The following is a 25,996-nucleotide window of genomic DNA, read 5'->3' on the forward strand; positions in this document are numbered from 1 at the left end:
TTTTGCTAGGTTGCTGGCTGCAATCTATCTGTCATAGCGGCGAAGTCAAAGCGCGAATTGGGCGCGCGCACGAGGAGACAGCATGGCTGAGATTTCATTCGATGAATTTCTGAAGGTCGACATTCGCACAGGCGAGGTCGTGCGGGCCGAACCTTTCCCCGAAGCGCGCAAGCCCGCGATCAAGCTGTGGGTCGATTTTGGCGGCGAATTGGGCGTGAAGAAAAGCTCGGCGCAGATCACCGTGCATTACACGCCGGAAAGCCTGATTGGCCGCACGGTAATGGCGGTGGTCAATTTCCCGCCGCGCCAGATTGGCCCGTTTATGAGCGAGATTTTGGTGCTGGGTTTTGAGGATGCTCAGGGCGCGATTGTGCTGGCCGCACCGGACAAGCACGTGCCCAAGGGGTCGCGCCTGATGTGACCGCTTAGAGGTGCTGGCCAAGCGCCTCTTTCAAAGGGTCCAGCCAAGGCTCAAACGGTTTCCACGCATCCTGCCCCTTGCGGTTGATCGGCTGGCGAACCTGTTCAGAGGACGCTGTGCGAACGGCGCGCTCGGTCTTGTGGAAGGTGAGGCATTGTTCCTCAAACGGCACGTTCAGGAAGTCGAGCATTCGCCGCGTCTGCCCCTCAAGATCGTCGAGCACATCTTCGTGTTGCACGCGCAGGACCTTGCCCGGCAGCACAGTGTCCCAATGGTCCATCAGATCGACATAATCGGCGTAGTACTGGCCGATTTCGTGCAAGCCGTAAGTGAATTCCTGACCTTCGGCGAAGAGTTGCTTGAAGCCTGAAAAACAGCAATCCATCGGCGCACGCCTTGCATCAATGATCTTGGCATTAGGCAGGATCAGATGGATGAGCCCGATGTGCCGGAAATTGTTTGGCATCTTGTCGATGAAGAACGGCGCGCCCTGTCGGTGGATGCGGGTGTTCTCGATGAAATCCGCCCCGAATTTTTCAAGTTGCTCGGGTGTCAGGTCATGCAAGATTTGCGGGTAAAGCGACTGCCCCGCCTTGCGCCCGCGAAGCCGGTGGGCAAGCGCCAGGATGTTGGGCAATTCCAGCGTCCCGTCGATCTGGCTGTGACTGGCGAGGATTTGCTCAAGCAAGGTAGAGCCAGCGCGGGGAAGCCCGAGGATAAAGATCGGGTCGTGGGCCTTGTGCCCTGCCCCTTGGTGGCGTTCAAAAAGCTCGCGCGTGCAATGTTCTTTTTGCCGCGCAAGCTCTTTGGTCATGGCTTCAGCCTTATAGCGGGTCTGCGCACGCTTGAGGCTGTTACCCGCGTCGTAATTCTTGAAAGCCGCCTCGTAATCGCGCTCGTCCTCGCACGCCTTGGCAAGTGCAAAGTGAAGGTGGACGCGGTCCATGAAAGCAAGGTCCGGCCGCTCGACCTGGGCCTTCATCGCGGTGATTTCGCCCTCGTCAAAACGGTAGGTCTTGAGGTTGGCGAGCGCGTAATAGGCATCGCCGTGGTCGGGCTTGGCGGCAATCGCGGCGCGGTAGCTTTCTTCCGCCTCGCCCCTATCGCCCTTCGTCTTGAGCGCATGGCCGCGACTTGTCAGGCTGGCGGGGTCGTTGGGGAGCTTTTCGAGGACCTTGTCGAAGAGCGCCAAGCCTCCTTCATAATCGCCCATCTGGATGCGCTCGATCGCAAGGCGCGATTGGAAAACGGGGCTGCCAGGATCGCGTTTGATGAGCAATTCGGCCTGTTCGAGCGCCTCCGCCGACTTTTGCCGCCGCCGTAGAGCGTCAATGTAATCGAGCCGCAATTGCACGTCGTCGGGCGAAAATTCGACCGCGCTTTCGAGCAGGAATTCGGCATCGTCCAAGACACCCAACTCAATACCGATCCTGGCAAGAAGGCGCATCCCCTCGATGTGCGCTGCATCGCGGGTTGGATGAGTTAGCAAATAATGGCGGCAAATCTCCTCGGCCCAGGCAATGCGTCCTTCGGCAAGGTGATTGGTAACCGCCACAAGCTCGCGTGGAAGCCGGGCAATCCGCTCCTGCTGCGCTTTTGCTACATTCGCCTCTGCCATGCGCCCGCGCGCAGCCTCAAGGCGAGCTTGCTCGCGCCAGCTTGCCTCCAGCGCCGGATTGAACCGGGTCGCCCGCGTAAACGCGGCCAAAGCGCCCTGCTCATCGCCGCGCGCCAGAGCCAGATGCCCTTGCTCCTGCCACGCGCGGCCATATTCGGGCATAGCGGAGTGCAGTGCATTCAGGTGCTCACCCGCCTCGTCAAAACGCTTCAAGTAGCGGCACGCGACCGCCGCCATGTAGAGCGCCTCGCCATCGCTTGGATCGTCAGCAAGAAGACCCTTGGCCGTCTGAAGCCCCGCCTCAAACTGGCCCGCTTGAAGCGCTTTTTGCGCGGATTGAAGTTGCTCGGAGCGGCTCATGGATATGCCTTAGACAGCAAAACGGCGGGAGTGAACATCTGCCACTCCCGCCGCTTTAAAATTGTGCCGTTCGATTAATAGTCGAACGAAACGCGCATACCCACCGTCAGCGGACGGTTGATGATGATGCGCTCGCGGTCGTTGCCAAAGACACCGGAGACTTCGGCGCGCTCATCAGAGAGGTTCTCACCGAAGACCTCAAAGCCCCAGCGGTCCGCCTTCACGCCTGCTGACAGGTCGAAGGTGGTGTAGCTGTCGAGCTTGATCTTGTTGATCTCGATGATGTCGGTGAACTTGGATGCCGAATAGGTCATCTGCGGCTGGATATAAGCCTCAAGCGTGTCCGACACATCCCATTCGTAACGCATGCGGATGTTGCCCTGGAAGCTTGGCGCATAGGCCAGTTCTTCGCCGGCGATCACATCGTTGGTCGGGATAAGGACGTCGGTGATCTCGGTGTCGAGGATCGAGAACGCGCCTGCAAAGGTCAGGCCCGGTGTCGAATACGGCGCAACGGTGAAGTCCGATTCAATCCCGTAAATCTCTGCATCCGCCGCGTTGGACGAGAAGAAGAGGTTGGTGATCGAAGGGTCGAAAATCTGCGTTTGCAGGTTCGAGATATCGACAAAGAACGCCGAACCGTTCCAGCGGAACTGACCATCGATAAGGTCGAGTTTCCAGCCCAGTTCGTAGTTCTTCACTTCATCGGTTTCGAGCTCAAACGGCACGACGAACCCGCCAGCACCCACAGCACCGCCGGGACGGTTGAGGAAGCCGGGACGGAAGCCTTCCGAATAGGTCGCATAGACCAGCGTGTCAGGCGTCGGCGTCAGAGTGACGGTGCCTTTGAAGATAACGCCGCTGGTTTCGGCCACGTCGGGCGCGCGGATGGCGTTAAAGACCTGCGTTGCCTGCGCTTCGGTCAGGCCGGCGGCCTGGATGTCTTCGAGGCTGTCGTTGAGGTCAAAGGTTTGACGAAGGTCCGCGTTACACGATCCGATAAAGGTAAACTGGCCATCGCCATTATACAGATCGCTGATGTCGGTGCCGAACGCATTGGCATCCTGCGCTGCGCCCGAGTTACAGAACGAGCCGTTGGCCGAACCTTCAAAGTCGACTTCGACGTCGTAGTAACGCGCGCCCAAAGTCACCGAAAGCAGGTCAGGCACAATGTCAAAATTGGCTTCACCAAAGAAACCGAGCTGTTCGTCGGTCCGGCGGATGTCGTTGCGGAAGATCGTCTCTGCCGGGAACGGCCCCGCGTCCGATGTAAAGCCGGTCGTTTGCGGGAAGTTGGGAGCAAACGGACCGAAAGGCTGCGCCAGAACGTTGCCCGGATAGGCAAAGTCAACACGCTCTTCGAGGGTGAGGTCGGAATAAAACGCACCGGCCTGAACGCTCACACGCCAGTCATCAGGCGTCGAGAAACGCAGTTCTTGCGTAAACACTTCGGTGTTCGACAGCGAGTTGATGTAGAGGTTTGGCGCCTGACAGGTGCCGCTCGGGTCGTTGCCCGCACCGGGATAGGACACCGAGCCGTCACAGATGTAGTATGGCAGATATTGCCCTGCGAACAGGTAGTCGGTGTAGTCGGCGCGCTGCTCGCTTTCACGATCGGTGTAAGCGCCGGTGTAGATCACATCGAGCCAGCCGATGCGGCCTTCGACGGTCCAGCTTGTGTTGGAGAAATCGTCTTCGAGACGGTCTTCTTCAAAACGCTCGATCGCAAGATCGTCGAGAGTTGGATCAACGAAGAACACACCGTCTGATTCAAGGCTCTGACGCTGGTGCGAGACGTTGATGGTCCAGTCAGGAGTGATTTCCCACAGACCCGAAACGCGGAAACCGGCATAGGTCGTGTCGTTGAAATCGTCCTGTGCGATGCCGGCATTGTCGGCTTCGAGGAAGGTCACGTCCGAAAGGTCGTCGGTCGATTGGAAACCGGCGCGCACTGCCGATACCGGCACACCATTGGCCCGAACGGTGCCCTCTGGACGGAAACGCGCGCTCTCGCTGAGGTCGCGGGTGCCCGGGACGTTGTCGATGTAGCCGCCCTGGTCATCGAGGTAGGCGACACCGCGAAGCGCGAACGTGTCGGTGACCGGCACGTTGATCATGAACTCGCCCTGGTAGCTTGCTTCACCGCCCTTGGTGAAGGAAACGCCAGCCGAGGACTTGGCTGAAAAGCCGGAAAGATCAGGCTTGTTGGTGATGAGGCGCACAACGCCTGCTTGCGAGCTTGCGCCAAACAGAGTGCCTTGCGGACCTGAGAGAACTTCGATCCGCTCAAGGTCAGCGGCGTAAACGTCGAGGTTACGGCCAGGCTGTGAAAGCGGTTGGTCATTCAGGTAAAGCGCAACGTTCGGAGCAAGACCTGCGACGCCTGCAACGGTGATGTTGGGCGTGGTCGATGCAAGACCGCGAATGTAGATCGTGCTTTGGCCCGGACCATTGCCGCCGGCGGTAACCGACGGGATCTGGTCGAGGTAATCTTCGAAAGTATCGATGTTCAGCTCGTCGAGCTGCTCTTCACCGATGGCCGAAACCGAAATCGGCACGTCCTGCAGATCTTCGCTGCGACGCTGTGCGGTGACGACGATGGTACCAACGCCGCCCGCTCTTTCTTGTGCAGGCTGTTGTTCTTCAGCTTGGGGTGCAGGCATATCCTGCGCAGCGGCAGGTGAAGCAATTGCAACCGCCAACGCGCCCAGCGACGCGCCGGTAATAAGGTTCTTCATCATGTAATCCTTTTAACCTGCGGATGAAGGGTGCGGCGCGACAGATGCGCCTACTCATCCAGGAAGAGCGCGCTCAACATATTTCATCGAAAGACAAAACACGGGGCGCGCTGGCGCGGCAGGTAACAAGACGAAGCGAGGCTGGCCACAGCACAGCCCCTAATTCTTCAAAGCTGCCAAACAGTGTTGCAATGAAACAACAATGTATTGGAAGGCAAGAAAATCTTTATGTATACGCAAGCGCAACCATCAAAATGTGTCTAATCTTTTGATGGGTTTTTCAAGTAAACCTGAATCTACTTTGTAAAAACCCTTCCGCTAGTTTTATTCGTTTGCTTTTACTTGATCAATACAAGTGTTGCGCAAAGTCCTCACGAAGCGGGGACTTCGCCATCCCAGTTCTCGCAAGCCTCCGCCGTGGTGGGCACGCCGTGCTTTTTGCGGATGAGGTCGAAGACCACCGCTTTCACAATCGCGATTCCCATCAGAAACACCACGAAGGAAAACGGCAATGCGCCGATAATCATGGTGATGCGGATGGCTTCGAGCCCGCCAAGGATGAGCATCGAGCCAACCACCATGGCAAGCGCAATGCCCCAGAAGACGATGTGATAGCGCCTTTGCCCTTCATCTTCGCCAGCGCCATTGATGGTGTTGACAATAAGGATCGCACTGTCGGCTGAAGTGACGAGATAGGTCATGAGCAGGAGGACGATCATCGCTGCAACGATCGACGCCACTGTCGGATCGAGCAGAAGGGCAAGCGTTGCAAACAATTGGTCGGCCATGGGTGCATCGACGATCGAGCCGCCTGCAACGCCCGAAAGTTCCAGATCAATCGCAGTGCCCCCCACCAGCGTCATCCACACAAAGCACATGAGCGATGGGACCATGGCAACACCCAGCACATATTCGCGAAGCGTGCGCCCCTTGGAAATGCGCGCGATGAACATGCCCACAAACGGCGCAAAGGCGATCCACCAGGCCCAATACATAACGGTCCAGCCCAACTGCCAATCGACCAGTGCATCACCCACATCGCTGCCATCGCTGTCGTAAAGGGTGAGAGTTTGCTGGGGCAAGGTGACGATGTAATCCCACAAGCCCTGCCCCAGAAGCTGAAGCGCGTAGAAGCCGGAACCCACCACGACAAACAGGATAAGCAGCGCAAGGGACAGCCCCATGTTAATGTTGGACAGCCATTTGATGCCCCTGCCAATGCCGGAAAGCGCGCTGATGGTAGAGGCACCGACAAGCACCACCAAAGCGACAATGATCGCGAGGGCCGATGCGCCCAGCTGCCCGGTCTCTTCATCCGCAACCATCAACCAGTCGCCAAGCCCGACGCGGTATAATCCGGCCACAAACTGTTCAACGCCAAAGCCCATGGTGTAGGATACGCCAAGGATCGTCGCGACAACCGCAACCACGTCCACTATGTGCCCCCAAAAACCCGACAGTTTCTCACCGAACAGCGGCGCAAGGCTTGACCGGATGGTCAGCGGAAGACCGCGGCGGTGCGATACATAGGCGATCCCCAGCCCCACCAGCGCATAGGTGCACCACGCACCAAAACCCCAGTGCAGGAAGGTGTACATATAGGCCGGACGCACCGCTTCGGCGGAGCGCGCATCGATGGTGCCGCGAATGATATCGGGATTGTTCGAGAAGTGGGCGAGCGGCTCTCCGGTAGAGAAGGTCAGCATCCCGATCCCGATCCCTGCGCCAAACAGCATGGCAAACCACGAAAAGCGGGAGAATTCGGGTTTTTCATCCGGCGCACCCAATCGCAGCGAACCCGCCCCCGGCCACAGCGCAAGGCCGAGACAGATTACGATGAGCGCGGCCACCAGATAGACATACCAGCCGCCGAAAATCTCGATGATCGAATTGTTTGCGATCTCAAGCGTGGCGATGGCGCCTGCGGGAAAGAAAATCGCCCAGATGATCAGGAAAGAAACGATCACCTTGCCCGGAATGGCCACTTCACGGGAAAAACCGTCGTAAAAGCCCTTGTCGTGGGTATCGATTGGCAATTCCACCAAAGGGGGCGCAATCGGGAGATCAGCGCCAGTGTTCCCATCGGCAGTTTGGTCAGCTTGCGGGCTGTGCATGAAAAATGTGCATCCGAATTGTGGCCGCACACGATCGTATGACCGGCGACCCATGTTATTGCCGGACTGAAAGAGTGAGCCCAGCTGCGCGAAAGCTCTGATGGCTGCGCTTGCTCCGGTGAACGGTCTACCCAAGTTCGGCTATCATTTGCAAGCCTTCGCCTTTGTTCCGCCCATCTCGCCGACCGCCCCACTGTGCCGGATGGTGCGGCCAGGCGGGTTATCCAAGTGTGTATCCTTTCACTTGCGCCATTGGGACTTTGCGGGGATAAAGCGCCCACGCATAAAAACAAAAAGCGGTCGCGTTGTTTCATCAAAGGGGGGAAAACAATGCCGGTTTCCGATCACGTAAATCTCGAACAATTCATGGAAGGCGTGAAGAAGCGCAATCCGGGGCAAGCGGAATTTGTCCAGGCGGTCCATGAGGTCGCCCAGGACATTTTCGAGTTCATGGCCGACAAGGTCGAATATCACGAGGCGCAGATCCTGCGCCGGATTGCAGAGCCTGACCGCATCGTATCTTTCCGCGTCTGCTGGGAAGATGACAATCACAACATCCGCGTCCAGCGCGGCTGGCGGGTCCAGAACAACAACGCCATCGGCCCTTATAAAGGCGGCATTCGCTTTCACCCATCGGTGACCGAAAGCGTTCTCAAATTTCTCGCGTTTGAACAGACGTTCAAGAACTCGCTCACCGGTCTTCCAATGGGCGGAGGCAAAGGCGGCGCGAACTTCAACCCGAAGGGCAAGTCCGATGCGGAAGTGATGCGTTTTTGCCAAAGCTTCATGACAGAACTTTATCGCCACATCGGCCCCGACACCGACGTGCCAGCGGGCGACATCGGCGTTGGCGGGCGCGAGATCGGCTATATGTTCGGTCAATACAAACGCATCACGGGCCGCTGGGAAGGCGTTCTGACCGGCAAGGGTCAGGAATATGGCGGCTCGCAAATGCGCCCCGAGGCAACCGGCTATGGCGCGGTGTATTTCCTGCAGAACATGCTCAAGCACCAGGGCATGGATGTCGAAGGGCACACTGCCGTCATTTCAGGTTCGGGCAATGTCGCAACGCACGCCGCTGAAAAAATCACGCAGCTTGGCGGCAAGGTTTTGACCTTGTCGGATTCAGGCGGCTTCATTCACGATCCCGACGGCATCGATCAGGAAAAGATCGACTGGGTCAAAAACCTGAAAAACGTCAAGCGTGGCCGGATCAGCGAATATGCCGATCACTTCACCAACGCTTCTTTCCACGAAGGCAAACGCCCGTGGGATGTCTCGTGTGACCTTGCCCTGCCCTGCGCAACGCAGAACGAGCTCAACGAGGACGAGGCCAAAACGCTCGTCGACAACGGGGTCAAGGGCGTGTCGGAAGGCGCGAACATGCCGACCACGCTCGACGGGGTAAAAGTCTTCCACGATGCGAAAATCCTGTACGGTCCGGGTAAAGCGGCCAATGCGGGCGGCGTGGCGGTGTCCGGCCTCGAGATGAGCCAGAACTCCGAACGCATCAGCTGGAACCACGAACGCCTTGGTGAAATGCTGACCGATCTGATGGAAGGCATCCACGAAAAGTGCACCGAATATGGCGATCAGGGCGATGGCTATGTCGACTATGTGAAAGGCGCCAATATCGCAGGCTTCAAAAAGGTGGCCGATGCGATGCTGGCATTTGGCGTGGTCTAGAACCTGACCTTCATCGTATAACAAGAAAAGGGGCGCTTCCCTCGTGGGAAGCGCCCTTTTTTCATGCCCCGGCCAAGCGTCCACGCGGACCGCCTCATATGCGGAGACATACTGGATTGTCCTGCATCATTGGCTTCAAATCCCGAACGACTATGCTAAAGCTGTTCCTATGGAACGGGAACGGCTGAAACGACTGATTGAAACCGGGCTTCTTGATACCTCGCCAGAGGACCGCTTTGATCGACTGACGAGGCTCGCGAGCAATGCCTTTGAGGCACCGATCGCGCTCATTTCGTTGATCGATTCAGACAGGCAATGGTTCAAGTCCAAGGTCGGCATGGACGTGGATGAAACCGCCCGCGACATCGCGCTGTGCAACCAGACAATCAGCGATCCCGATGACCTTTTCGTGGTGCTTGACGCGCAATCTGATGACCGTTTCAAAACCAATCCGCTGGTGACCGGCACGCCCAATGTCGCCTTTTACGCGGGCGCACCGCTTGTGACCTCGGACGGTTATGCAATCGGGTCCCTGTGCGTGATTGACAGCAAGCCGAGAGGAGATTTCTCTTCGGGCGACCGCGAGATTTTGAAAGACCTTGCCGCAAGCGTGATGGGAGAAATTGAAACGGCCGCGCGCGATCAGCGGACCGAGGATCTCGACCTTGCCAATCAGGAGCTTCAGCACCGCTTCGGCAATGTCTATGCGCAGATGTCAGGGCTTATCGCTGTCCTTGCAAAGTCGGAAAACGATGTTGTCTCCTTCAAGCGCAATGTGGCTGAAAGCATTCAGTCGATGGCGCAGATGCAGGCGCTGCTTGCCGCCAACCGTTATCGCCCGATCAGTTTCACCGACCTGTTCGATGGTGTGATCGCGCCCTATCGCTCGATGCAGGAGAGCAGCCAGATCGAGCTTGAGAACACGGGCAACCTGCTTGTGTCAGAGCGTGCCGCGTTTCTTATGACGCTCATGCTTGGCGAACTGGCGACAAACTCGGCCAAACACGGGGCATTCTCGCGGGCCGATGGACAGGTTCGCGTCTTCGTCACCTCGGGCGACGAAGTGCAGTTTGAATGGAAGGAAAGCTGGACCGAGCCAAGCGAGAAGAGCCAAGCCTCTCAGCGCGAAGGGTTCGGATCGCGGCTGCTTTCCAAGATCATTCCATCAGGCCTCAAGGGGCAATCGCAGCTGTCGATTGAGGCCCAAGGCATGAGTTACCGATTGTCGGCAGACCCGGCGGTTTTTCTGGAATAACCGTTGCCTGACGGGCCAATGATCCGCTTCAGGCTCACCCCCTCATTCGATGCCCAATTGCGCCGCTTGGCGCCGCAGTTCGCCCGCATTGCCCGGATTGGCCGCAACCGCCTTGTTCAATGCCTCGCGCGCTTTTCCTGTCTCCCCCAAAGTCATGCGGCTGCGCATCAGCATCACCCAACCATCAAGGTTGCCAGGATCGCCTTCAAGTCGCGCCTCAAGGCTTTCGACCATGCCAGCGATCATCGCTTCCTGATCGCCGGCAGACATCTGGCGGGCATCGGCCACTTGTTGTGCTGTGGGGCCGCGGACATTGGATGAGGCATTGTCGCCTGCCATCTGGCCAGAGCCGGGAATGGCAATTTCGGGGGAACGGGTGGACATGACCGCGCTCAGTCGCTCTTCCACGTCGATCTCGTTGATCGCCGCAACCTGTTGAATGGTGCGCACAACATCGCTTTCCCACGGCGCGCCCACCGGCGTATCTTCGAGCAGCGCGAGCCAGCCGGCAAGTGCGCCCTCATGGTCGCCGTCGATGTCTTTCTTGACCGCGAGGAAATAGCGCCCGCGCGGGTCATTCGGGTCAATCGCGACAGCTTTGGTGAAGGCGAGCAAAGCCGCTGGCGGAAGGGGATCGGCATCGGGGACTTCGGCATCGACCGCCATCACCCGCGCTTCGCCCAAGGCCGACCAGAGCGAGGCTGAGGTGTCGTCAATCTCAACGGCACGCTCATAAGCTTCGACCGCCTCGGCAAATTCACCGCGCTCAAAATGGGCAAAGCCAAGCTCGGACCAAGGCCCTGCGTCATCGCCTGCGTTTTCAGCCGCCTCGCGCAATTCCTCAATCGAGGGAGCGCCATCGGCCGCTGCCATCACTGGCGTATCGTCCGCGCCGCTCGAATAGATGTTGTAGCCGATCGATGCGACGGCGAGCAAAGCCGCGCCGCCGAGCAGGACCCAGCCAGCCTTTCCACTCGATCCGCCACTGGATTCGCCGCCGGATTTACTGCCGGTTTGGCCGCCGGTTGGTTCCGGTCCGGATTGCTCCTGACCACCGGACGGCTCTTGTGAATTGTCCGCCATTTACCCCCTCATTTCCTCAAAAATACACGGATTCTGTGCATTTTGTACTAGCATCGCCGTTCAAAAGCGGCAATTGTATCTCGAAATGGGAGGGTATTCCGGGCGGGAATGCCTTTAGTGTCTAATCTATCCAAAGGGGGGGATAGATTGTCTGACGTTTTCAAAGTCGCAATTATTGGCTCCGGCCCTGCGGGGATGAGCGCTGCTGGCCAGGCGGCCAAGCGCGGGATGTCGCATATCCTGCTGGAAAAGACCGACCACCTCTCTGACACCATCTTCAAATATCAAAAGGGTAAGCACGTGATGGCGACCCCTTCCGACCTCGCGCTTCGCGGCGGCGGGTATGAAGAGGGCGTGCTGGCGGGCATGGAATTCGAAGAGGGCACGCGCGAGCGCATCCTCGGCATCTGGAACAAGCATTGCCGGATCGTTGATCCCAGCATCCCTGAGCCCGAACACGAGGTTCAGGATTTCGAGATCAACACGCGCCTCAACGCCGAAGTTGTCGGGGTCGAAGGACAAAAGGGCGCGTTTCAGATCAAGCTCAAAGACGGCGATACAATTCAGGCGGAAGCGATAATCCTTGCCATCGGGACGCAAGGAAACCCGAACCTGCTTCGCTGTCCGGGCGCCGATCATCCGATGATCACCCCGCAGCTGGACGACCCCGAAGATCACGTCGACAAGAATGTGATTGTGGTTGGCACAGGCGATGCGGGGATCGAGAACGCGCTTGGCCTTGCGACCGATCCCGCACTCGGCAACACCGTCACCATTCTCAACCGCGGCACGGACTTCGCAAAAGCCAAGACCAAGAACGCGACCGACCTCACCTCGGCCGACGAAGAAGGCTATCTGAGGATCGCCTATCGCACCTCGCCCGCCGAAGTGCGCGATGGGGAGATGGTGGTCGAAACGGAGACCGGGCAAGAGGTCATCCCTGCCGACATGATCATCACGCGTATCGGTTCACAGCCGCCGCGCAAGTTCATCGAGAGCATGGGGATCGAGTTTACAAGCGAGGACCGCAGCGCCTTTCCCAAGCTCTCGCCCGAGTTCGAAACGACCAAGGAAGGCGTCTTTGTCATTGGCGCGCTTGCAGGCTATCCGCTGATAAAGCACTGCATGAACCAGGGCTATGACGTGATCGAATACCTTGCCACGGGCGAGGCGGTGAAACCGGCGGACGAACCGCTGCTCGAGAAGGTGTTCGAGAACCTTCCAGGCAACAGAAGCGTCGATTACTGGCTTGAGCTGTACCGTACGCAAGTGGACCTGTTCGGCGGTCTTTCAACGCTGCAAATGCGCGAGCTTATGCTCGATTCCATCTGTTCCGCCTTTGCGCCGGGAGAAGCGATCTTCCGGCGCGATGAACCCGGATCCTCGCTTTTTGCCGTCGCGCAAGGCAGCGTCGCGGTGGAGGTTAATCCCAACGATCCTTCGATCACCGTTCCAATCGAACAAGGCTCGATCTTTGGCGAGGTTGGCCTTGTGTCCGGCCGCCGCCGGGGCGCAACGGTGCGCGCCGCAGAGGATGTGGTGGTGGTGGAGCTTTCGCGTAAGGCGGCTCTCAAACTCATCGGCTCCTCACCCGAAGCAGCCGAAGCGGTCAAACGCATCTCGATCGAGAGGCAGATGCTGCAACTGTTTGGTTCAGGGCTCACCCGCGAAGACGTGCAGCCTCTTGTCGATAGCGCGGTCACCGAAGAAATCACTGCGGGCAAACCTGTGGTCACCGAAGGCGACACCGAGGACAAGGATGTCTTCATCGTGCGCTTTGGTTCGATGCGCGTGGAAAAAGGCGAAGGCGGCCATGCCACCTTCCTCGGCCTTATCCCGGCGGGCAATCTGTTTGGCGAAATGGGCGTGATCGACGGTCAGCCGCGCATGTCCACCGTGCGCGCGGCGGTCAAATCCGAAGTGATCCGTATTCCCGGCGAAGCCTTCCTCGATCTGCTCGCCAAGAAACCGCAATTGCGAGAGCGCGCGCGCCAGATCATGGACGAACGGCGTCGCTCGAACGAAGAAATCGAGAGCCAGAAAAGCAGGGAGGACGGCACAGTCGACAGCTTCTCCGGCCTTGCCGCTTTCCTCTTCGATGAAGGTATGGGCGAGGCGACCGACGCGCTTCTTATTGACGAACGGCTGTGCATTGGCTGCGACAATTGCGAGAAGGCGTGCGCGGACAGCCACGAAGGGTTGTCGCGCCTCGACCGCGAGACGGGCAAGACTTTCGCCTATCTCCACGTGCCGATTTCCTGCCGCCACTGCGAACATCCGCACTGCATGACCGATTGCCCGCCCAACGCGATCCAGCGCGGCGCGGATGGCGAGGTCAACATCAACAAGGACACCTGCATCGGCTGCGGCAATTGCAAAAGCTACTGCCCCTACGGTGTAATCAGCATGGAGCCTGCTCCGCCCGAAAAACCCAGCTTCATGAGTTGGCTTATGTTCGGGACAGGTCCGGGTCCGGGCGAAGCGTCCTATTCATGGCGCAAGGAACACGGCGATCCCAACAAGGCGAAAAAGGCGGTCAAATGCGACATGTGCGCCGGGATCGATGGTGGTCCTGCCTGCGTTCGCGCCTGCCCCACGGGCGCGGCGATCCGTGTCTCGCCTGACAAGTTCCTCACCCTCGCCAAGATGACGGAGGACGTTGAAAACTGATGGCAAGCGTTCCCGGCACAAGATTTTCCGAAGACGAGAAGCGGCGCGATGCTGATCATATCAGCTTCCTCAAACACCGCCGTTTCCGTTGGCTGTGGGTTGCACTCCTCTTGAGCGTGGTGAGCATACTTGGCTATGCGCTGATAGATCAGGAGCCGCGCCCCAACGGCGGCAGCTGGTATGGCTATACGCTTGGCACGATTGGCCTCTTGCTGATCGTGTGGCTCTCGCTTCTTGGTATTCGCAAACGCCGGATGTCGGAAGGATCATGGAGCCTGAAAGCGTGGACCAGCGCGCACGTTTACCTCGGACTGTCACTCATTGTGGTGGGCACGCTTCACACCGGCTTTCAGATCGGATGGAATGTTCACACGCTCGCCTATGCGTTGATGATGATCGTCATTTTGAGCGGTATCTGGGGCGTTTATGCCTATGCAGCGCTGCCTAGAGAACTGTCTGCAAACCGTGGCACGATGACCGGCGGCGATATGCTTGATCGTATCGCGGAGATCGACAAGAAACTCGAAAGCGCAGCGCAGCCGCTGGACCGGGCATGTTGCGACCTTGTCCTCGATGTTCTTCGCCAGGACGTGTTCCACGGCAGCGCGCTGTCACGGCTCACCAATTCCTATCCCGGATGCGCCACGAGGAAGGCGCTCGCCGGCATTTCCGCCTCGGGCAGCGATGCCGAAGCGCGCGTCCACGAACTCCTTACAAGCCGCGCCGAACAACTCGCGCAAATGCGCCGCTACCTTCGCATCAGGGCGATGCTCGAGGTCTGGCTCTTCATCCACATTCCGGCAACGATCGCCCTGCTCGCTGCACTCCTCGCGCACGTGATCAGCGTGTTCTATTATTGGTGAGGGGGACAAAGCCATGGCATTCCTGATCCGCACCATCGCCGTTGCCAAATCTGGCCGCGAGATCGTGCGCGACCGCGAGATCGACAAGAATGAGCTCATCATCGGACGCGATCCGGCGAGCGACATTCACCTGCCCGACCTCACGGTTGAACTTCAGCATGTAAAGCTGACCGATGCAGGGCAAGGCATGATCGCGGCGCGCGCGATTGGCGAATTGCCTTTCACCCTCGACGGGGAAAGCGTCACCGAAGCGCGCATTGAACCAGACGCGGGCGCTCAGCTTGCCGTAGGCCCTGCCCTGCTCGCAGTCTCTCGCGATAGCGATGCGGGAGCAGCGGGCCCGGTCAAGATCAACATTCAGCCCGCGCCCAAGGACAAGGCAACGGGCGATCCGGAAGCGGGCTTTGCCCTCGCAAGAGCCATGCCGAGCAAACGCGCAATGGCGTGGATTGGGTCGGTCGCGATCCTTGTGCTTCTGCTGTCCATTCCGGTCTTCACCCACCTGTTCCGCACACCGGTCGAAAACGATCCGGAAAACCTCGAAGAAGGCGCCGTCCTCTTCGATGCCTCATGGAGCACGGGCGAGCTTAGCATGGCGCACCACGACCTTGAGGACAATTGCGAGGCGTGCCACCAGACCGCCTTCGTCTCGGTTCAGGACGAAACCTGTCTCACCTGCCACGAAGAGCTGGACGACCACGCCAAGATGGACCGCCAGCTGACCGGCATGGCGCCGATGAGCACGGGCGATGCGATCCAGTGGGACATTGGTCAGGCACTCGGCAAGGAAGGCCCCTTGGGCTGTGTCTCGTGCCACACCGAACACGAAGGGCCGGTCAAACTCGAGGCATCGGACGAGCAATTCTGCTCTGATTGCCACAACGACATGGACGCGCGTCTCACCGATGTATCGTTCGGAAACGCAGGCGATTTCGGCGACAAGCACCCGCAATTCCGCCCCAAATTCTACAACGCGCACTTCGCCAAGGAAGCAAAGCGCGTCAGCCTCGATGACAATCCGGTCGAGATGAGCGGCCTTGTCTTCCCGCATGACATCCATGTCTCCAGGACGGGCGGTGCTGCGCGGATGGCGATGAGCCTCTCGCAATATGGCGCGCCGCTTGAATGCAGCGACTGCCACGAAGAAGACAAAAGCGCCCCTGCCGGGTTCAAACCGGTGGTGATGGAAGATTCTTGCGAGGCCTGCCACAGCCTCGTCTCGGGCACGGCTGGCGGGGGCTTCACCTCGCTTCGCCACGGTAATGTGACCGAATTGATGGAGGACCTTGCCAAGGTGAACCTGGGCTCGCGCAGCCGCGTTATCACGGGCCGCGATCGTCCCGGACAATACGGTTCGGGCGGGCGCTATTATGCCAATTTCGGACGGCCTTCGGGCTCTTATCTTGCGATTACCAGAGCGCTTCAGAAAGGCGGCACCTGCGGCGATTGCCACTTGCGCACCACGACCGATGGCAGGCCCGACCTCGTTCCGGTCAACATCCCTGACAAATATCTGCACAAGGGCTTTTTCGACCACGAAGCGCACGGCGAAGACGTGGCCGAATGCACCGATTGCCACGCTGCCGACACATCAGGCGAAGCGACCGATCTGCTGCTTCCCGACCTTGAAAGCTGCCGCGATTGTCACTTGGGCGAAAGTGCTGTGAAAACGGAGGAAATCGTGCCTTCGAGCTGCGCCATGTGCCACGGCTATCACACGCCTGCCGCCCCCTGGAAACCGGAGGATCACCCCAAATTGCCCGGAAATGGCCCCAACGATAATGTCGCAGCAATCTTGAGCAGTCTAAGGCGTTAGAATGACACCAAGCGCTTCGAGCCAAATCCGGAAGGGTGTGCTGATCGCCCAGATCACAGACACCCATGTCGGGTTCGAACCCGAAGCGGGCGAGAACGAGTTCAACTTCGTGCGCTTTCGCAATGTCCTGGGCCACCTTTTGTCTCAGCCGGTGCAGCCCGATCTTCTGATACTGTCGGGCGATCTCACCGATAACGGCAGTGCGGAGTGCTACCGCCGCATCCGCGAGCTGATCGCCGATTGCCCCATTCCGGTCGAGATCATTCCCGGCAATCATGATAGCCGCGACACCATGCTGGAAATTTTTCCCGAGTGTCCGACGGCGGATGGCTTTGCCCAGTTCGCGCTGGAGCTTGGCGAAGGCGAGGACGCTTTGCGCATCCTGTGCCTCGACAGTTTTGAGCCGGGCCGTCACGGCGGCGCCTTTTGCGAAGTGCGCGCCGCCTGGCTGACCAAACAGCTTGAGGCGCATCCCGATACGCCCACGGTGCTGTTCATTCACCACCCGCCGGTTGTCTCCTCCATCGACTGGATGGACCCCAAGCCGCATGAGCCGTGGATGATCCGCTTCCGCGATGCGGTGCGCGGGCACAGGCAGATCCTCTCGATCCAGGCAGGGCATTTGCACCGTCCGCTGCATTCAACGGTTGAGGGTATCCCCTTGAGCGTCACCCCTGCAGTGGCGCCTGCCGTGTCATTGGACCTTCGCCCGATGGACACCGATGTCGCCGACCACCGGCCTATCGTGGATGCAGAGCCGCCCTTCTATTCGCTTCACATCTGGCGCGATCAGAATTTCGTCTCGCATTTCCAGCCGGTTGGCAACTGGCAAACGCTCGCGCGCTTTGAAGAGCATATCAAGCCGATGATGAAAGGCCTCTTCGCCGAACGCGTCGAATAACCCAAGGTGGGTTAGCCATTTTTTTGCGAATTCAATCCAGCACTGCGAGTGATCTAAGGCCTTGAGGCCTAGATGCTATTAGCCGCCGAGATTATCCTCGTCTTCAGCCTCAGCGTCCATACCTTCTTCTTCGCGGCGGACTGCCATGCTCGGGCCAAAGCCGCTTCCCACCCAGCGATTCATATTCACCTCATCGGTGACTTTCCAAGGAACGCCTGCGCGCGTCATGAACAGCTTTTCCATTTCCGCCCGGGTAAAGGGCCGCGAGCCGAGCCTTCCGAACACAGCCATCTGACCCCCGGTTTCATCCACCGCGCGATCACGGTCGAGGCCCTTGGAAAGCGCAAGAGCGGGAGACGGCGTTTTCGCATAGGCGACAAGCTCAGGCATCGGCGCCGGGCTGAAGCCGTAGAAATTGCGCTGGCTGTCGGGGCTGGTCAATTGAAGGACTTTCAGGCCGTTGCGGCCATCCGCGACATAGGCAAAGAGCGAGGCGTTGGTCGAGCCGACGATCACGTCCTCGGCATCGTTCAGTGTCCCGTCCAACGTCACCTGACGATACAGCTTGGGCGAGCGCGGGTTCTTCACATCGAAGATCATCAGGCCGTCGCCTTTGGCCGCGACATAAGCGTAAGTGCGCGCGACGTAGATGCGGCGTGCATCGGCGATTGGATAGGTCGCCTCTGGCACGGCCACCGGGCTCGCCATATCCGTCACATCGAAGACCTTGAGGCCTTCATTGTCGGTCACCCAGAGATAGCGGAACTGGATCGTCGTCGCCCGCGCACCCGATAGCGGAATGACGCTGGTCACGCGCGGGGCAAGACAGCTTTCCGACGGGTTCGCCGGGTCAATCTCGCATTCGTCCACATAGGGCGTTGCCGGATTATCGAGAATTTCCTTGGGCAGGTAGACCACCACAAGCCCGGCATCCGCGGTGATATAGGCATAGTCGCCCGCCAGCGTGATGTGGCTTGCCCCGTTCAGCACACCATCGGGGTTCCACGCATCCGAACCATCGTCGAACCGCGCGCGGTCGAAGAAGTTGTTGCGAAATTCGCCATCGGCAAGCGTGTTCACATCGACCGCGATCAGGCCTTCCTCGCTATCCGTGATAAACGCATAGTCGTAGATCGGGCTGAACGGTTGTTCCTGATTGACCTCGCGCATGCGGGCCGTGTTGCGCTCTGGCGCGATGGGCTGGTTGGTCGCCACCGCCATGCAGGTTGCATTCGTGGTGCTGACCTTGGTGTCATGGCCGAGCGGAGAAAACGGCGCGGTGATGATCCGCTCCGAGATGCCCTTGTTGGCGATCGAGGCGATGTCATAGGCCTGGAAGCCGCCCTTACCCTCTGCGACGAAGAGGTATTCGCCGCGCATCTGCAGACAGCGCACAGCATCGCCCGTGCCTTCGTGCACATTGACAAATTCCTCGAACGGCTTGGTTTCGCCCGAGATATCGTCATCGAACGCTTCCCCGCGCACCCAATTCTTGAGCTCGCGGTCATTGTCCTCGACATGGCGGCGCCAATAGTCGGGATAGGAATAACGGTGGAGGTAGGAGCCCAGCACCGCTTGTGGCTCGTCATATTCGGTGACGCGCACGGCGGAAATCCCGCCTTCAAGTCCGGTGAAAGCGTGCATGCCGACAAAGTTCACATAATTCGTGCCGAGCAGGAGCAGCTGCGCCATGATCGCGTTGTTGTCTTCGTCTTGCGACAGGTGACAGTCAGAGCATTGCTTTGTCTCGGTCTTCCTCACCGTGTGCGGGAAGTGCGGCGCAAAGGCTTGCGACGAGAAGCCAATCGCGCTGATCGGCGGCTGTTGCACATAGATACGCTCGCGGTTGATGTTGGTGGAGGACAGGACCAGCGCCGAAGATGAACGCACCGGCGCGGTCTGGTTACCCTTGGTCGTCTGGTGCTTGCCCAGCTGGAACATCTGATCGCGCGCAACCTGCGGGTTGTAGGTTGCAAAGTTCCTTGTCGATCCGCCCTCATAGCGGTGCGACTTGGTCTTCCAGTTCGCCTCAATCGGCAAGTGACAACCACCACACGAGGTCGTCCATGAAAGGTGGCAGGTGAAACACGCCATGTTTTCATCGTCATGCGCACGCTCGCCCTTGGCGATGCCGCTGCCGAATTCGAAATTGCCGGTTTCCGCGCCGTAAACGCTCATCAATTTGGAGCGTGCCGCCTTGGCGTTGAAGGTCGGGGCCTCGGGATCGACGGAGTCCTTCACAAGGCTCATTTCCCACTGAAGCTCAGGGTCAACGAGGCTGCGCTGGATCAGGACGCGGCGACCGTCTTCGTTCTCCATCCACTCAAACCGGCGTTGACCATCGGGGTTGCGCAGGAGCGCGAGGTTGTGCCCTTCGGGCGGCGCGGCAGGGCCGCTGGTGCGCAGCGTCGGATAGGCATCGGCAGTGCCGTGGCAATCCTTACACCCAATCTCGATCGCATTGGCGACCTCGCCGTAGATAAGGCCGTTGCCGTGCGTGTCCTGTTCGAAGTGGCAGTCAACACACTGCATCCCGACCTCGGCATGGATGCTCATCATGTGAACCGCGGTGCCCGGATTGTTCGAGCCGTTCTTGGCCGGGTTCTTCTCAACCTCGACGAAGAGTTCCTCGTCATCCTTGCGCCAGCGCTGACGCCAGCGTTCGTTATGATAGGCGAGCTCTTCGGGCGTGTCGGTTTCCGGATTGCCGGGGCGCAGGATCTCGCCCTCTGCGTCAAGCAAATTGCCGTCGCGGTCGCGCTTGAAGATGCCGCGGAAATTCCAGCCGTGGCCGTGATAGTCGGCAAACTGCGTGTGTTCGAGTTCCGGGTTCAGTTCATAGACGTTGCGAAGGAAATCGACATCACCCCACATCCCGCGCGCCGCTGCGCCTTCGGGATTGCGGTCCATGATCGCGCGCACTTGCTCTGCGGTCGGGAAACGCTGCGTTTTGTAGAATTCTTCATACGCCTCATCGCTCATCCCGTGCGGGCGCGGCGTGGTGTTTTCCGGGCCGGACCACATAAAGGGCGCATCGCTCTCATAATCCCACATGGTGTAACCAAGGTAGGAATTGAGGAAGATGTTGGGCTGGTGCATGTGGCAATTCATGCACTGGGAGGTCGGGATCGAACGGGTGAAGACGTGGCGAAGCGGGTGGCCTTTCTCGCGCTTCGGCTTGTCGCTGTGGCTGTCGCCCTCGTGTCCATCTTCGGCGTGATCATCCGGCCCTTTCAAAGCGCCGTGACCACCCGGACCATCATAGCCGCCATCCTTCAGCCCGCTTTCGGGAAAGCCGATGTCCTTTTTGTAGCCATGATGACCTTCTTCACCCGGATTGCGGGTCGCACCGGTGACGCGTTGATAGCATTGCAGCGCCGCGTTGGTGTTCGCCTCCGGATTGATGCACGGGTCAGCGGTCACCGTCTGCCCGTCGCGACCATATTTGGCATAGATCAGCGAGTGACGCGGTTCGCGGTCGTTGGCATAGACCACGTGGCACGATGCACAGCCCGAATGGCGATAATCGCCCGGCTGGTCATTGGTGCCCATGAACCACGTGAACGGATCGTTGAGGCGCGTCTTGTGAATGTTAAGCGCCGGGATCGCCACGCGAAGCCCCGTGCCCGGACCACGGTTCGATTGCTTCAGGTCCGGACGGCCCGGCTCTTCCAAAAGCTGGATACGGCCCGTGATGTTGGGCTGGCCAATTTCGGGGAATTGCGAGTTGATCGTGCGCCCGCCGCGCTCAAATACGCGGAAGACATCCGCTGGCGGGATCACGTGCCATGTGGGAAGCGGATAAAGCTGTCCCAGAACGCCGCGCGCCTTCTGCTCTTCTGAAAGCTGGTCGTCGGGCGCATCACCGGGCGATGAAATCACCGTGCCGACGCCGGATATCGTCGCTGAATCGCCTGCGCGGGTATAGGCCTCGCCCAGGATGTAGTTTTTGAAGGGCAAAATGCCGTTGTTATAGGTCGCCCCGCCCCACAACATCGCGCCCGTTGCCATGATAGAGCGTTCGGCCGCCTCGATGGACTGGATGTGGCACGATCCGCAAGCTTCACGCGCAACGCGGTAGTCCGACGGGTTCACGAACTTCACGAATTCGGGCGATTCCTTGTTGAGCAGCGAATAGGACCGCTCGGGGTTCGCGCTGCTCGGGAAATGCCAGCTGTCGGGATATTTCGGCAGGACGTGGGCGCTATCGCGCGCGGCCTGATAATCGGGGTGATCGTAGGGAAGCTGCGGATTGCCCGCTACCGCAGGGTTCCCGCCGTGGCAATCGGTACAACCCAGCACAACGGCGGGCGTTTCGTGCATGGTCGGCGCATCGCTTGCGCGGTGGCAAGTCAGGCACCCTTCGGATTTGGTGTCGGCATCGGCCTGTGACTGGCGTGCAGGCGCAGGCGCCGCAACCACGAGGCTGTAATCGCGTTTGGTGGGCTTTTCCTTGTCCGCTGCCTGTGTCTCGGCCTGGAATGCCGACACACCAAGGATGAGCGCGGCCACGGCCAAAAGGCCATGGACCGGCGTCATGAAGCGGAATTTCGCGCTCAAATTCGTCAAGATGGAGCCCCCACCCATCAATAGGTCAACGTCAGGTTTGCAAGGACGGAATAGAAGTTTCCATCATTGCCAAGATTGTCGAACAGATCCTCGAACCCGCTGCCCGAAAACAGCGTCGCAGCCGACAGGCGGAACACGATGTTCTGGTTCGCCTTGGGCCGGTAAATCGCGCTGGCCGAAACGTCATAGCCGATCTCGCTGGGGATTGACCCCTCGATGCGGAAGTTTTCGAGCGTCGCGGTGTCTTCAAACCACAAATGGTTGGCGTTGGCGGTGACGCGCACTTCCGGCGTCAGGTCGAAATCTGCACCAACCCCCACCAGCCACAGGCCGGGGTTGAGGAAGTTGGATTGCCCCTGCTCCTTGGAAGAGCGCAGCGTATTCAAAATTCCATTGCGGCCATTGACGGAGATAACCCGGCCACCGCCTGCGAACGGCAATGTCTGACGGATCCAGTAAGAGGTATCCGCACCTGCAAATTGCGGGTTTTCGAAAATCGCATCAAAGCCGGTGTGCGTGTCATCATACGGGTCGCTGTCCCCGCTTTGATACAGGCCCGACAGGCGGAAACGCGCCCAGTCGCGGTCATAGCTGAGCTCAAGCGCGGCAAATTGCGCATCGATATCGACAGGTTCGCCGGTCAGGATCGAATTGCGATCTTCGCCAAGCGCCCAATAGGCACTGCCCGTCATGTTGATGCGGCCGATGCGTCCATCGACGTTATAGCCAAGGTAGAAGACATCGTAATCGCGCCCCCGCAGGTCGCCCAGAAGCGCGGGACGCACCGGAAAACCATTGGTGTCGATCTCGATATCATTGGCTTCGCGATTGCGGTTGTAGGCAACCGTAAACTGGCTGGTCAGAGCCGGGATCAGGAAATCCTGACGATAGACATTGGCGATGAAGACAAAGTCATCGCGCGGGGTCTTGGTAACGGAGTTGAGGCCGGAGTTGGTGTCTTTTTCAAGCCGCCAGAACGCGGCCAGATTGAACTGGAACCGGTTGTTGTCGCGGTTACCGAAAAGGCGGATGCCGAGCTGTTGATCCTGAAACAGGAAACCGCGAAAATCAGCCTGAAACGGTTGAATCCCTGCCCGGATCGAGATGAAGTCGAACCGGTCGCGATCAAGCGGGGTGAAGTGATAGTCGACGAACGCTTCCTGCACGCCAAGGAAGTGGTCGAGCCGGTGGCTTTCTTTTGACGGTTCCACAAACAGAACGCGCCGTTCCGGCACATCGACATAATTGACGTTGTAGGCAAGCGTCAGACGGTATTCGATGCTGGGCGGTTTATACGCGGTTGAGCCCTTGAGCAGCGCCGCGCCCACAATGAAAGTCTGCGACAGAACGGTCGAGAAATCATCGCCGAACACATCGAGACGGTCCGGGTCCTCGGTCGTCTGGATACCGACGGGGATCGGAAACGTGCGCGGCTCGTAAACGCTGTCGCTGATCGCGTTGAGGACGAAGAACCAGTCATCGCCCTTGATCGGCAGCCACGGAACCTTGTCCGGGTTGATCGGACGGTCGCCCTTATAGGTGTTCTGGTTGTAAGGATCGAGCAGGCTTTCCTTGATCACCGGATTGCCGTCGATATCGGTCACATTGTCGATCAACCGCCAGCGATCGGGGATTGGCACCTGATCGGGCGAGAACGCCTGCGGCGGCGGCGCGCGCACGGCGCCGGGGTTTTCCTGTGTGACTTTTTCAGGAAGCTCGGCGTTGAAACCGGGACGCTCGCGCCCTTCGATGATCTGGTTGTCGAGCTCGTCCGCCTCTTCCTTCGCCGTGGTATTCAGCCCCGGCCCCGTAACGCTCTGATTGCGCTCAAGCTCCTGACCGGTCTCATCGGCAGAAGGCGCGGTTGCAGGCTCCTCGCCGGGGTTCGCCTGCATCAGGATCATGAACGGAAGAAGCGGAGCGATGCCCATGGCTCAAAGCCCCTCACACACGTTTTGCGACGGATCATCGAGGAATGGCGCGAACGGGCAATTGATATAGCGCAGGCGAACCTGGCGGCTGCCCACCTGAACCACGATCCTGTCGGCGCGAATGTCATTGGGCGCATTGTTGATCGTGCCGGTGCGAACCCCCGCGTTGTGGAGCCCGAGAAAGCTGATCATGTCATCCTGATCGATCCCGTCGCCCGAAACACCGATCCCGCCGATAAGCTGATTGCCGCGATAGACGGGGACCGAGCCGGGGAAAATCTGGATACCGTTGCCAAGGCGCGGCGCACCGGCCGTTTGCGGAAGCTTGGTGCATCCGCGCGCCGTGTCACTCGGCGATGCGCCGGTCACAAAGGCGAGGTGCTCGGCCAGATTCTGCAACACCAGCGCAGACTGAAGCCCGGTGGAGAACGGGTTGAACTGTTCAATCGGGCGCGACAACGGCCCGTTGGGCGTGCCCACTTCGCCATCGGGGAAATATGGCCGCGCAAGGTTCCCGCCCGAACGATCCGCAAAGGCGAAAGTGCCCGTCAGCGCCGCCGGATCATTCAGGAAATTGCGCACGCGCTGAACATATTGCGGCACTTCGAGATCGCCTGCGAGAAGCTCGTTCGCGGCGAAGGGTGCAGAAAAGAAGGTCGCGGTGCGCGCCTTTTGCAAGGACACGTCCGATCCAAAAATCGGCGCATCGGCAGAGCGCACGATGCCAAGGATTTGCCCGCGCGTATCAACAAGGCTCAGGGTCACTTGCGCCTGACTGTCCAGCGGCCTGCGGATTTGCGCGCGCGAACGGGCGATAACCTGAAAGGCCTCTTCGAGGATGGCGGTTGCCTCGGTCTGGGTTATCGGATTGCCGATATCCGCCCCGTCAGTGCCGCCTCTGATCGGGAAGCGGTTGGTGCCCGACCCGTCCGACATCACGAAGGCGCCGCCAAGCGAAAATTCCGTAGAAGTCGCCGGACGAATGCCCGAGGATTCCGCACCATAAGCTGTACCAGCGATAATCGCGCCCGCATTGTAGCCGGTGACCGGCGCCACAGTGCCCGCCGTCCCGGCAAAGCTTGCGCCCGCCACATTGGAAAGCGTGCCATAGGTCGCATCGGTATAGCGAAGGCTGGTGCCGTCTGCAGAAATGCGGTCCGCGCGGATTTCGATCGGAGCCTCAAATCCCACCGTGCCGGCAAGTGCGATTTTTTCATCAACGTCATCGTCGACGTCGAGGATGTTGGGATCGAAGGTGTAATCGGGGTCAGCGGCAACGCCAATACCGCCGACGACCACGCCGTTCTTGTAAAGCGGGAAGCCGCCGGGGTCAGCCGACAGTCCCAATGGCGAACGCTTTGGCCCGATCAGACCGTCGGACGCGCGCGCGCTGAAATCTGAACAGGGCAGCTGGCTGAATTGCACGCCGAAAAGCGGGCCGCTTTCAAGGCCAATGGTGGTGGGCGATGGCGGGAAATGCTCCTGCACGATCTGCGAGGCAACACGGGTCGAAAACGCATTGCCCGCGCTCGACAGATAGGCGCCCGTAATTGCCTTGGCGATAGCGGCACCTGCCGCTGGCACGTCAAGGCCTTGGATATCGACGTCCTGACCATTGGGAGCGCCCGGAATAGCAACCGTCGCACGCGCGCCCGGCATGACGAACACGCCCAAAACATTGCCCACCCGGTCGGTGACAGCGATGGTCGCCGCATCCCCTTGCGACGTGGCCTGTGCTGCGGCCTGCGCGATGATCTGCTGAACCTCGGCGACGCTCAAGCTTTCCTGCGCGGGCGCTGCGAACAGGTCGCCGGGAGGTGCGGGCGTAGGCGTTGGCGCAGGGACCGGATTGCCGCCGGTGCCACCACCTGCAGGCGTCGAACCACCCCCGCCGCCGCACGACAAAAGCGCAAGCGCCATAAGCGGCGCACCAAAGATTTTAGCGTTCAATGATTTCAATCCCCCCGCCAT

14 protein-coding genes are annotated in these 25,996 nt (G+C 59.4%); 7 read left to right on the forward strand and 7 right to left on the reverse strand.

Going from position 1 to position 25,996, the window contains the following annotated elements; all coding sequences use genetic code 11:
• The first annotated feature begins 82 nt into the window (after positions 1–82).
• Complete coding sequence (locus tag MWU38_RS11315; RefSeq protein ID WP_247271905.1) at positions 83–421, forward strand: tRNA-binding protein; 339 nt, start codon at positions 83–85, stop codon at positions 419–421.
• A 4-nt stretch (positions 422–425) separates the two neighbouring features.
• Here MWU38_RS11315 and MWU38_RS11320 read toward each other — a convergent pair whose 3' ends face one another.
• From MWU38_RS11320 to MWU38_RS11330, 3 genes are all read right to left on the reverse strand, one after another.
• Complete coding sequence (locus tag MWU38_RS11320; protein WP_247271906.1) at positions 426–2,399, reverse strand: tetratricopeptide repeat-containing sulfotransferase family protein; 1,974 nt, start codon at positions 2,397–2,399, stop codon at positions 426–428.
• A gap of 74 nt (positions 2,400–2,473) precedes the next feature.
• Positions 2,474–5,140 carry a TonB-dependent receptor gene (locus tag MWU38_RS11325; protein ID WP_247271907.1) on the reverse strand — a complete coding sequence of 889 codons (2,667 nt, stop codon included), beginning with the start codon at positions 5,138–5,140 and terminating at the stop codon, positions 2,474–2,476.
• A 368-nt stretch (positions 5,141–5,508) separates the two neighbouring features.
• A complete protein-coding gene (locus MWU38_RS11330; RefSeq protein ID WP_247271908.1) occupies positions 5,509–7,251 on the reverse strand; it encodes a BCCT family transporter in 1,743 nt (580 codons plus the stop codon).
• A 330-nt stretch (positions 7,252–7,581) separates the two neighbouring features.
• Between MWU38_RS11330 and gdhA the strand changes: the two genes are divergently transcribed.
• Positions 7,582–8,937, forward strand: a complete 1,356-nt coding sequence (gene gdhA / locus MWU38_RS11335; RefSeq protein ID WP_247271909.1) for an NADP-specific glutamate dehydrogenase — start codon at positions 7,582–7,584, stop codon at positions 8,935–8,937.
• Between the two features lie 169 nt (positions 8,938–9,106).
• Entirely contained in the window at positions 9,107–10,192 is a 1,086-nt protein-coding gene (locus MWU38_RS11340) for a GAF domain-containing protein (protein WP_247271910.1), read from the forward strand.
• A 42-nt stretch (positions 10,193–10,234) separates the two neighbouring features.
• Here MWU38_RS11340 and MWU38_RS11345 read toward each other — a convergent pair whose 3' ends face one another.
• Positions 10,235–11,275 (reverse strand): tetratricopeptide repeat protein, encoded by a 1,041-nt coding sequence (locus MWU38_RS11345; RefSeq protein WP_247271911.1) that lies wholly within the window; start codon positions 11,273–11,275, stop codon positions 10,235–10,237.
• A 147-nt stretch (positions 11,276–11,422) separates the two neighbouring features.
• Here MWU38_RS11345 and MWU38_RS11350 point away from each other — a divergent pair, with 147 nt between their 5' ends.
• Genes MWU38_RS11350 through MWU38_RS11365 form a run of 4 tightly spaced genes read left to right on the forward strand, consistent with a single transcriptional unit; the run spans position 11,423 to position 17,525 of the window.
• Positions 11,423–13,945, forward strand: coding sequence for a cyclic nucleotide-binding domain-containing protein (locus tag MWU38_RS11350; RefSeq protein WP_281494654.1), 2,523 nt, complete (start codon positions 11,423–11,425; stop codon positions 13,943–13,945).
• Positions 13,945–14,808, forward strand: a complete 864-nt coding sequence (locus tag MWU38_RS11355) for a hypothetical protein (protein ID WP_247271912.1) — start codon at positions 13,945–13,947, stop codon at positions 14,806–14,808. The genes MWU38_RS11350 and MWU38_RS11355 overlap by 1 nt, the downstream gene beginning before the upstream one ends.
• A gap of 13 nt (positions 14,809–14,821) precedes the next feature.
• Positions 14,822–16,624 (forward strand): cytochrome c3 family protein, encoded by a 1,803-nt coding sequence (locus tag MWU38_RS11360; RefSeq protein WP_247271913.1) that lies wholly within the window; start codon positions 14,822–14,824, stop codon positions 16,622–16,624.
• A 1-nt stretch (position 16,625) separates the two neighbouring features.
• Positions 16,626–17,525 (forward strand): metallophosphoesterase, encoded by a 900-nt coding sequence (locus MWU38_RS11365; protein WP_247271914.1) that lies wholly within the window; start codon positions 16,626–16,628, stop codon positions 17,523–17,525.
• A gap of 78 nt (positions 17,526–17,603) precedes the next feature.
• On the opposite strand, the gene MWU38_RS11370 is transcribed toward MWU38_RS11365, so the two are convergent.
• Genes MWU38_RS11370 through MWU38_RS11380 form a run of 3 tightly spaced genes read right to left on the reverse strand, consistent with a single transcriptional unit; the run spans position 17,604 to position 25,996 of the window.
• Positions 17,604–22,064 carry a hypothetical protein gene (locus MWU38_RS11370; RefSeq protein ID WP_247271915.1) on the reverse strand — a complete coding sequence of 1,487 codons (4,461 nt, stop codon included), beginning with the start codon at positions 22,062–22,064 and terminating at the stop codon, positions 17,604–17,606.
• A gap of 47 nt (positions 22,065–22,111) precedes the next feature.
• Positions 22,112–24,025, reverse strand: a complete 1,914-nt coding sequence (locus MWU38_RS11375; protein ID WP_247271916.1) for a hypothetical protein — start codon at positions 24,023–24,025, stop codon at positions 22,112–22,114.
• Between the two features lie 3 nt (positions 24,026–24,028).
• Positions 24,029–25,996 carry a heme-binding protein gene (locus tag MWU38_RS11380; RefSeq protein ID WP_247271917.1) on the reverse strand — a complete coding sequence of 656 codons (1,968 nt, stop codon included), beginning with the start codon at positions 25,994–25,996 and terminating at the stop codon, positions 24,029–24,031.

Source organism: Qipengyuania sp. S6317L1, from assembly GCF_023015615.1.
Taxonomy (GTDB): Bacteria; Pseudomonadota; Alphaproteobacteria; order Sphingomonadales; family Sphingomonadaceae; genus Erythrobacter.